Raw genomic sequence first — 8,591 nt, forward strand, 5'->3', positions numbered from 1 at the left:
TGGTGGGTGTTTGGCTCGAAGTCAAGGGCCAGGACCACCTGCCCGATGGCTGGCAGCTGAGCATGCAGCCACAGCGCCCGGGTTTGTTCTATGGCCTGAACCATCCGCCTTTGTTCCTGGACACCGTCCAGGGCCTTTGTGGACCGCTCGATGCGCAGGGCCTGAGCGCCAATGAGTTGCAAGTCTTGTCCAACTCGCCTGTGGTGCCTGAAAGCGTGGCCTTCAAGTTTCAAAACCAGTTGCTCGAGCGTTTGGGCCCGGTGCCTTTGCCGCCTGTGATTCAAAAAATGCCCGAAATTCGGGGCGTTAAACCAATCGCTGTGCTCGACATCGTGCCTGTTGACCCCACAGAGCGCAGTTTGTCGGGTCTTTTTTTGGCCGAATTGAGTTTTGACTATGCCGGGCATTGCGGGTTTTGGCCGGTTACCCAAAGCCGGGTCATGGTCGGGCAGGGCCCCCAAGCCAGCATGTTGCTGCGCGACCTGCCCAGTGAGCGGAAAGCCTGGGAAGCGCTGGACACTTTGGGCATGGTCGCTTTTGACGCCAACATGCTGGGTTTGCCCCCAGAGCATTCGCAGCAACTTTGGCTAGAGTGGCTGGAAAGCGACTTTGCGCCCTTGCGCCAGGCAGGTTTCGAGGTGCGTTTTGTCTCAGGTCCAGCCCCGTGGCTGCGCCAGGCCGATGACGTACACATCGACTTGTCGGATGAGAAAGAAGCCCCTGGCACTTCCGCTTGGTTTGACTTGTCCTTGGGCATGGACATCGATGGCAAACGGGTGAACATCTTGCCCTGGGTGCCGACTATTTTGACAAGCTTGGCACAAATCAGCGGTATGACTCCCGAGGGCGAAAAAGCCGTGCTGCCGCCATTTTTGTACCTGCCCGACCTTCAGGGTGAGGGCTTTGTGAAGTTGCCCACAGCCAAGATTCAACCGTGGCTGAGCACTTTGATGGAACTGGTGTCCGAGCGGGGGCGTGATTGGGCGGGTGACGAGCTGCGCCTGTCGCGACTGGAAGCATTGCGCACCGCCGCCTCGTTGGGCGAGGGGGTGGCTTGGGCCGGCGCCCAAAGCCTGCTGGCCTTGGTCCAGCAAATGCGGGGCCTCGAGAGCCTGCCTGAAGTGCCCGTGCCCCCCAGCCTGCAAGCCACTTTGCGCCCGTATCAGCAGCAAGGCCTGAATTGGCTACAGTTCTTGCGTCAGCACCAATTGGCGGGCATTTTGGCCGACGACATGGGCCTGGGCAAAACCCTGCAAACGCTGGCCCACATCCAAACTGAAAAAGACGCGGGGCGTCTGACACACCCGGCCCTGATCGTGGCCCCCGTGAGCCTGCTGGGCAACTGGCAGCGCGAAACGGCCCGCTTTTGCCCGGAGCTGCGCACACACATTCACCATGGCCTGAGCCGGCATGGCGTAACGCCAGCCCTGAGCGAAACCGACATCGTGTTCACGCCTTATTCCTTGTTGCACCGCGACCGCGACCTGTGGTTGGCCAACGACTGGCACATGCTGGTTTTGGACGAAGCCCAAAACATCAAAAATGCCAACACCCATGCCGCTCAGGTGGTGGGCGACATTCCGGCCAAACACCGTCTGTGTCTGTCAGGCACGCCCATGGAAAACCATTTGGGCGAACTGTGGAGCCTGTTCCACTTTTTGATGCCCGGCTTCTTAGGCAGCCAAAAACGTTTTGGTGAACTCTTTCGCAATCCGATTGAGCGCCAGGGCAGCAGCGAAAAAATGGACCAGCTGCGCAAGCGCATCACGCCCTTCATGCTGCGCCGTATCAAGAGCGTGGTGGCCAGCGAACTGCCGCCCAAGGTCGAGACCCTGCTGCCTGTGCCGCTGCAAGGCAAGCAGGCCGATCTGTACGAAACCATTCGCTTGGGCATGGAAAAAACCGTGCGCGACGCGCTGAATGCTCAGGGCTTGGCCAAATCACAAATCACCATTCTGGATGCCCTGCTCAAGCTGCGCCAAGTCTGCTGCGACCCGCGCTTGCTTAAATTGGGTGCGGCCAGCCAGGTGCAGCAATCGGCCAAGCTGTCGCAGTTGTTGGACATGCTGCCTGAAATGGTGGCCGAGGGCCGCAAGATTTTGCTGTTCTCGCAATTCACACAAATGCTCAGCCTGATCGAGCAAGAGTTGCCGCGCTTGGGCATTCCCTGGGTCAAGCTCACGGGGCAGAGCAAGAACCGGGATACCCTGATTGAACAGTTCACCAGCGGTCAGGTGCCGCTCTTCCTCATCAGCCTGAAGGCGGGTGGCGTGGGCCTGAACTTGCCGCAGGCCGATACCGTCATTCACTACGACCCCTGGTGGAACCCCGCCGTGGAAAACCAGGCCACCGATCGCGCGCACCGCATCGGTCAAACCCAAAGTGTCTGGGTCGTCAAGCTGGTGGCCCAGGGCACCATCGAGGAGCGCATGCTGGCCTTGCAAGCGCGCAAAGCGCAACTGGCGCAAGACATGTATTCGGGCGCAGTGCAGCGCAAAGAACCCTTGTTTGGCGAGTCTGACCTGAACGAGCTGTTCAAGCCTTTGGGCTGATCTTCGTCGACGTCAATTCACCCTGGGTGCTTGGTGAACCAAAAAAACGCGACCGAGGTCGCGTTTGGGCTTGGGCAGCAGGTTCAGATCACTGGATTTTGGCTTTGCCGCGCAGGCCTTCTTGGTAGGTGCTGAGCTTTTGTTGCTGCAGTTGCTGTGAAATCTGGGGCTTGACCTCTTCCAGCTTGGGCAACTGGGCATCGCGCACATCGTCGACACGGATGATGTGGAAGCCGAATTGGCTCTTGACCGGGGATTCGGTCATCTGGCCTTTTTCCAGTTTGACCATGGCGCCTGAGAACTCAGGCACATAGCTGCCAGCAGCCGCCCAGTCCAGGTCGCCGCCATTCGCACCAGAACCCGGATCTTTGGAGGCTTTCTTGGCCAGGTCTTCAAACTTGGCGCCTTTCTTGATGTCGGCGATCAGGGTTTTGGCTTCGTCTTCTTTTTCCACCAGAATGTGTCGTGCGCGGTATTCCTTGCCACCGTTGGCGGCCACAAACTTGTCGTACTCGGCCTTGATGTCAGCGTCGGTCACAGGATTTTTCTTTTGGAAATCGGCAAACAGCTGACGGATCAGTATGGTTTGACGGGCCAGTTCAATTTGCGCTTTGTACTCTTCGCTGGCGTCCAGGCCGCGTTTTCTGGCTTCTTGCATGAAGACTTCACGGGCAATCAGCTCTTCCTTGATCTGTGCCAACACTTCAGGTGTCACGGGGCGGCCAGAGGCTTCGATTTGCTGCTGCAGCGCTTTCACGCGCGAGGAGGGGACTGGCTTGCCGTTGACCACGGCCAAGTTTTGCGCCAAGGCGGGGATGGCGAGCAAGGCCACCAGGGCGGCGCTGAGCATTTGCTTTTTCATTGTGGGTTCCTCCATGACGTTCAGTCAGGTGTGAATCAAGGGTTCAAAAAAATGGGGCTGTCACCGAAGGGTGACGGCCCGGGATCAGATCAGCTCGATGGCCAAGGCGTGCAGGCCTTGGTCAATGAAATCTTGCAGAGCATCATACACAAGGCGATGGCGCTGAACGCGGCTGAGTTGTGCAAACAAAGGTGAGGCAATGCACACACGCATGTGCGTGCCCTGGCCCGTATCGTTGGCGCCGACGTGCCCAGCATGTGCCGCGCTTTCATCGGTCACCCGCAGCTCGGTGGGCTGGAGTCGCTCGGTCAAACGGGCGTGGATTCGAGCACTCAGGGGAAGTTGGTCTATGGCGACGTTCATTCTTTGTCCGTATTTTCTTTGGGCAGGTAGCGCGAAATGTACAAGCCCTGGGCCAGGATGAACACCAACGGAAACGCATAGCCCCACAGCTTGAAGTTGACCCAGTCTTCGGTGCTGAAATAGCTGGCCACATACGCGTTGATGGCCGCCATGAACACGCAATAAAGCATCCACGACAGGTTCAGGCGATGCCACACGGCAGCCGGCAGTTGCAACTGCTGTCCCAGCAGCATGTGCAGAAAGTTCTTTTTCAAGAGCCCGTGCGACACGGCCAGTGCAATGGCCAAGCCCGAGTACAGCAAGGTGGGTTTCCACTTGATGAAGCGCTCATCGTGCAGGCCCAGCGTGAGTGCGCCAAAGCCAAGCACCAGCACCAGCGTGATTTTGTGCATGGTTTGCAGCTTGCCGTCCATTTTGTAAATGATCGCGGTCTGCAGCACGGTTGCGCCCATCAAGACCGCGGTGGCGGTGTAGATGTCGGCCATCTTGTACGCGCCAAAAAACAGCAGGATGGGGAAAAAGTCGAGGATGAATTTCATGAAGTGTGTGGGGTGGTTGTGCCCATAAGGCGCAAACGGGGTCAGTCAGGAAGGCTTGAAGTCTAACGAAGCCGAGTTCATGCAATAGCGCAAGCCGGTGGGGGCGGGGCCGTCTTCGAACACATGGCCCAGATGGGCACCGCACTGGGCACACACGGTCTCCACCCGCCGCATGCCCAGGCTCACATCCACGTGCTCTTCGATGGCGCCGTCAGCCGATGCCTGGTAAAAGCTGGGCCAGCCGCAGCCTGCGTCAAATTTGGTGTCCGACTTGAACAATTCGGCATCGCAGCAGATGCACCGGTAAGTTCCGCTGGCCCAATGGCCTTCGTATTTGCCAGTGAACGGGCGTTCGGTGGCCGCTTGCCGGGTCACGGCGTAGGCCACAGGCTCAGCGCTTTTGCTGGCCAGCAGCTCGCGCCACTCTTGTTCGGATTTTTGGATTTTTGTCATGATGAACAGCTGATTTCCAGTTGGCCCGCCCAATCGGGCGGCAAGTCGGCATAGGCTTCAAAGCCTGGATGCTCGTCGAAGGGGGACTTTAACAAGTTGTGCAGGGTTTCGAGCTCAGTGAAGTCGCCGGCCTTGGCCTGTCGAATGGCGGTTTCGGCCAGGTGGTTACGCAGCACAAATTTGGGGTTGCTGCGCAGCATTTGCTGGCCCATGGCCGCCAAGTTCTGCGTGCCCGCGCGGGCGGTGTAACGCGCCAGCCAAGCCAACAGGCGAGGGCGATCGAGCACCAAGTCGGTCACGAGGTGCCAGTCGGCAGGCAGCAAAGCCTGCTCGGCAGATGACTGCAAAGCCAGGGCTTGTGATTGCTGCCCCACAGCTTGGCTCAGTTGCCGCCAAAACAAGGTGAAGTCCACCTTTTCCGAGGCCATGAGCTGCATCAGGTCTTCTACCAAAGTCCAGTCTGCTTCGCGCTCAGATTCGGTTGCCAGTGCGCCCACCAGGCCCAGTTTGGCGCGCATGGCGTCGCCCAAATTGCGCGGGAAAAGGGTCTTGTAGCCCTCCAGGACTTGCAGTGTCATGTCTTGGTCGTCGATCAGGGGCGCGATGGACTGGGCCAAGCAAAACAGGTTCCAGTAGGCCACGTTGGGCTGCTTGCCATAGGCGTATCGGCCCTGGTGGTCTGAGTGGTTGCAGATGTGGCCTGGGTCAAAGCTGTCCATGAACTGGAATGGACCGTAGTCTATCGTCAGGCCCAGCAGGCTCATGTTGTCGGTGTTCATCACGCCATGGCAAAAACCCACTGCCTGCCACTGGGACATCAGCTTGGCTGTGCGCTCTTGAACCTCGTCCAGCAAAGCGGCGTACACATTGCCTTGCCAAAGGGCTGCACGCGCTTGGCATTCGGGCAGGTGATGGGCGATGGCATGGTCGGCCAGCGCCCTCAGGCTGTCGGAGTCTCCCTGGGCCGAAAAATGCTCGAAGTGCCCAAAACGCAAAAAGCTCGGGGCTACACGCGCCACCACAGCGGCAGTTTCCATCTCTTCCCGACGCACCGGTTCTGTGGAATCCACCAGGCTCAAGGCCCGGGTGGTCGCAATGCCCAGACCATGCATGGCTTCGCTGCACAGGTATTCGCGAATGCTCGAGCGCAGCACCGCACGGCCATCGCCACCCCTTGAATAAGGGGTGCGGCCAGCGCCTTTGAGCTGGATTTCTTGCGGGCCTTGTCTGGACGCCGCTTCGCCCAACCAGATGGCGCGCCCATCGCCCAGTTGCCCGGCCCATTGCCCGAACTGGTGGCCGCTGTACACCGTGGCCAGGGGCTCGGATCCACGCATGGTGGCGTTGCCTGCGAGGGCTTGCAGGTGCTCGCTGTCAAAAATATCAGAAGGCCAGCCCAGCTCGTTTCGCAAGCCCTGGTTGCAGGCGGCCCACCGGGGAGCCGCCAAGGGGGTGGGTTGCAGGGAGGTGTAAAACCGGGGGCCCAGTTGCTTCAGGCGGTGTGTCCAGACCAGCGCTGGCGGCACATCGACTTCGGGTCCGGAAGTGTTCAAGGGGGAAAAATCCATGCGCCGATTGTCACGCCCTTGACAAGTACCCGGGGTTTGGCGGGTTTTAAGGCCCAGTGCAGTAAGACTCCAGTGCACAATGAAAAGCTTGAATTTCACCCACCTGACAGGAGACCCCCATGCTGGGACTGATGCAACAGCAATCATTGCTGATTTCTTCCTTGATCGAATTTGCCGAGAAGCACCACGGTGACGGTGAAGTGGTTTCGCGCAGGGTGGAGGGGGACATTCACCGCTACGCCTGGGCCGATGTGGCGCGTCGGGCGCGTCAAGTGGCCAACGCGCTGGATGCACACAAATTGCCCCAGGGTGCCCGCATCGCCACGCTCGCCTGGAACGGCTACCGCCACTTGGAACTCTACTTTGGCGTGAGTGGATCGGGCCGAGTGCTGCACACCATGAACCCGCGGTTGCATCCTGATCAACTGGCCTGGATTGCCAACCATGCCGAAGACCAGGTGCTGTGCTTTGACATGTCTTTCCTGCCGCTGGTGCAAGCGGTGCACGCCAAGTGCACCACCATCACCCACTATGTGGCTTTGTGCGATGCTGACAAATTACCGGCCGACACCGGCATCCCGAACCTGGTCAGCTACGAGGCCTGGATGGGTCAGCAGCCCGACGCCTACAACTGGCCCGAGTTGGACGAAAACACGGCCTGTAGCCTGTGCTACACCAGTGGCACCACAGGCAACCCCAAGGGCGCTTTGTACAGCCACCGCTCGACCGTGTTGCATGCCTATGCAGCGGCTTTGCCCGACTCCATGTGCATTTCTGCACGTGACGCCATCTTGCCCGTAGTGCCCATGTTCCATGTCAACGCCTGGGGCATTCCCTACAGTGCGGCCATGGCCGGGGCCAAGCTGGTGTTTCCCGGTCCGGCGCTCGATGGCAAATCCGTCTACGAACTGATTGAGTCCGAAGGCGTGACCTTTGCGGCGGGCGTGCCCACCGTCTGGCAAATGCTGCTGGGCCACATGAAGCCCGCCGGCCTGAAGTTCAGCCGACTCAACCGCACCGTCATCGGCGGCTCGGCTTGTCCTCCGGCCATGATCGACGCCTTCAGGCAGGACTACAACGTCGATGTGCTGCACGCCTGGGGCATGACCGAGTTGAGCCCGCTGGGCACGGTTTGCACCCTGAAGAACAAACACCTGAGCCTGCCTGCCGAAGCGCAAATGAAATTGCGCATGAAGCAAGGTCGCTGCATCTTTGGCATCGACATGAAAATCGTCGATGAAAACGGCAAGTCATTGCCCCACGACGGCAAGTCCGCAGGCGATCTGCTGGTGAAAGGCCCTTGGGTCATCGCCAGTTACTACAAACAAGAAGGGGGCGACCCGCTGGTCGACGGTTGGTTCCCCACGGGTGACGTGGCATCCATCGATAGCGATGGGTTCATGCAAATCACCGACCGCAGCAAGGATGTGATCAAGTCGGGCGGTGAGTGGATCAGCTCCATCGATGTCGAAAACATCGCCATGGCGCACCCGGCAGTGGCCATGGCCGCGTGCATTGGCATGCGCCACCCCAAGTGGGACGAGCGGCCGATTGTGTGTGTGGTCAAAAAACCCGGTCTGGAGGTCAGCCGTGAAGCCCTGATCGCCTTCTACGAAGGCAAGACCGCCAAATGGCAAATTCCGGACGATGTGGTCTTTGTCGATGCCATTCCCTTGGGGGGCACTGGCAAGATGCTCAAGACCCGATTGCGCGAACAGTTGGCCGATTACGTGTTGCCGGGGCTTTGACTTGGCGCAAGCCCGTGTAATTTCAAGTCCCGCGGGTGATATGGCTTAGGGACAAACCCCGAGCCCTTTTCGGTGTTCAACGGTTACGCTGACATGGTGCTGAATGGCATGATTTCAACTCTGGAGACTTCGAATGAAAACCACCACCCGTTTGATCGCTATTGCTGCTTTGGCCGCATGTGCCATGTCCGCCCATGCGCAAAAAGGCGAAACTGTCAAAATCGCGCACATTGATCCACTTTCCGGACTCATGGGTCCGGTGGGCACCAACCAACTCAAGAGCTTTCAGTTTTTCGCAGAAAAATTCAGCAAGACCAATCCGGCTGGCGTCAAGTTCGAAATGGTTTCCTTTGACAACAAGCTTAGCCCCGCTGAAAGTCTGAATGCGCTGAAAGCGGCCATGGACCAAGGCGTTCGTTATATCGCCCAAGGTAACGGCTCATCGGTTGCCGGCGCCCTGATTGAAGCGGTTAACAAACACAACGAACGCAACCCTGGCAAGGAAA

General features: G+C 58.9%; 8 protein-coding genes. 3 read left to right on the forward strand and 5 right to left on the reverse strand.

The window, feature by feature from the left end; genetic code table 11:
- Window positions 1–2,552, forward strand: a 2,552-nt coding sequence (locus ACIQ3A_RS12190) for a DEAD/DEAH box helicase (protein ID WP_396432004.1), incomplete at its 5' end; no start/stop codon positions are given.
- 88 nt (window positions 2,553–2,640) lie between these two features.
- Here the strand turns inward: ACIQ3A_RS12190 and ACIQ3A_RS12195 are convergent.
- The 5 genes from ACIQ3A_RS12195 to ACIQ3A_RS12215 all read right to left on the reverse strand — a co-directional run bounded on the left by ACIQ3A_RS12195 (window position 2,641) and on the right by ACIQ3A_RS12215 (window position 6,337).
- The gene (locus ACIQ3A_RS12195) at window positions 2,641–3,414 is read right to left on the reverse strand and encodes a peptidylprolyl isomerase (protein WP_396432005.1); all 774 of its coding nucleotides are present in this window, start codon (window positions 3,412–3,414) and stop codon (window positions 2,641–2,643) included.
- Window positions 3,415–3,498: 84 nt separating this feature from the next.
- A complete protein-coding gene (locus ACIQ3A_RS12200; RefSeq protein WP_396432006.1) occupies window positions 3,499–3,777 on the reverse strand; it encodes a BolA family protein in 279 nt (92 codons plus the stop codon).
- Entirely contained in the window at window positions 3,774–4,316 is a 543-nt protein-coding gene (locus ACIQ3A_RS12205) for a septation protein A (protein WP_396432007.1), read from the reverse strand. Before ACIQ3A_RS12205 ends, ACIQ3A_RS12200 begins: the two co-directional genes overlap by 4 nt.
- Window positions 4,317–4,361: 45 nt before the next feature.
- Window positions 4,362–4,769: a peptide-methionine (R)-S-oxide reductase MsrB gene (gene msrB, locus ACIQ3A_RS12210; protein WP_396432008.1), complete on the reverse strand. Its 408-nt coding sequence runs from the start codon at window positions 4,767–4,769 to the stop codon at window positions 4,362–4,364.
- Complete coding sequence (locus tag ACIQ3A_RS12215; protein WP_396432009.1) at window positions 4,766–6,337, reverse strand: YdiU family protein; 1,572 nt, start codon at window positions 6,335–6,337, stop codon at window positions 4,766–4,768. The genes msrB and ACIQ3A_RS12215 overlap by 4 nt, the downstream gene beginning before the upstream one ends.
- A gap of 119 nt (window positions 6,338–6,456) precedes the next feature.
- Here ACIQ3A_RS12215 and ACIQ3A_RS12220 point away from each other — a divergent pair, with 119 nt between their 5' ends.
- Both ACIQ3A_RS12220 and ACIQ3A_RS12225 read left to right on the forward strand, forming a co-directional pair.
- The gene (locus tag ACIQ3A_RS12220; protein ID WP_396432010.1) at window positions 6,457–8,085 is read left to right on the forward strand and encodes a 3-(methylthio)propionyl-CoA ligase; all 1,629 of its coding nucleotides are present in this window, start codon (window positions 6,457–6,459) and stop codon (window positions 8,083–8,085) included.
- 133 nt (window positions 8,086–8,218) lie between these two features.
- On the forward strand, window positions 8,219–8,591 hold a 373-nt coding region (locus tag ACIQ3A_RS12225), incomplete at its 3' end, for an ABC transporter substrate-binding protein (RefSeq protein WP_396432011.1).

This window comes from Limnohabitans sp. (assembly GCF_044361985.1).
Lineage (GTDB): Bacteria > Pseudomonadota > Gammaproteobacteria > Burkholderiales > Burkholderiaceae_C > Limnohabitans_A.

Excerpts from the sequence above, each read along its gene's own strand:
- msrB (WP_396432008.1), bottom strand. The coding sequence starts at position 4,769 with ATGACAAAAATCCAAAAATCCGAACAAGAGTGGCGCGAGCTGCTGGCC.
- ACIQ3A_RS12215 (WP_396432009.1), bottom strand. The coding sequence starts at position 6,337 with ATGGATTTTTCCCCCTTGAACACTTCCGGACCCGAAGTCGATGTGCCG.
- ACIQ3A_RS12220 (WP_396432010.1), top strand. The coding sequence starts at position 6,457 with ATGCTGGGACTGATGCAACAGCAATCATTGCTGATTTCTTCCTTGATC.
- ACIQ3A_RS12200 (WP_396432006.1), bottom strand. The coding sequence starts at position 3,777 with ATGAACGTCGCCATAGACCAACTTCCCCTGAGTGCTCGAATCCACGCC.
- ACIQ3A_RS12195 (WP_396432005.1), bottom strand. The coding sequence starts at position 3,414 with ATGAAAAAGCAAATGCTCAGCGCCGCCCTGGTGGCCTTGCTCGCCATC.
- ACIQ3A_RS12205 (WP_396432007.1), bottom strand. The coding sequence starts at position 4,316 with ATGAAATTCATCCTCGACTTTTTCCCCATCCTGCTGTTTTTTGGCGCG.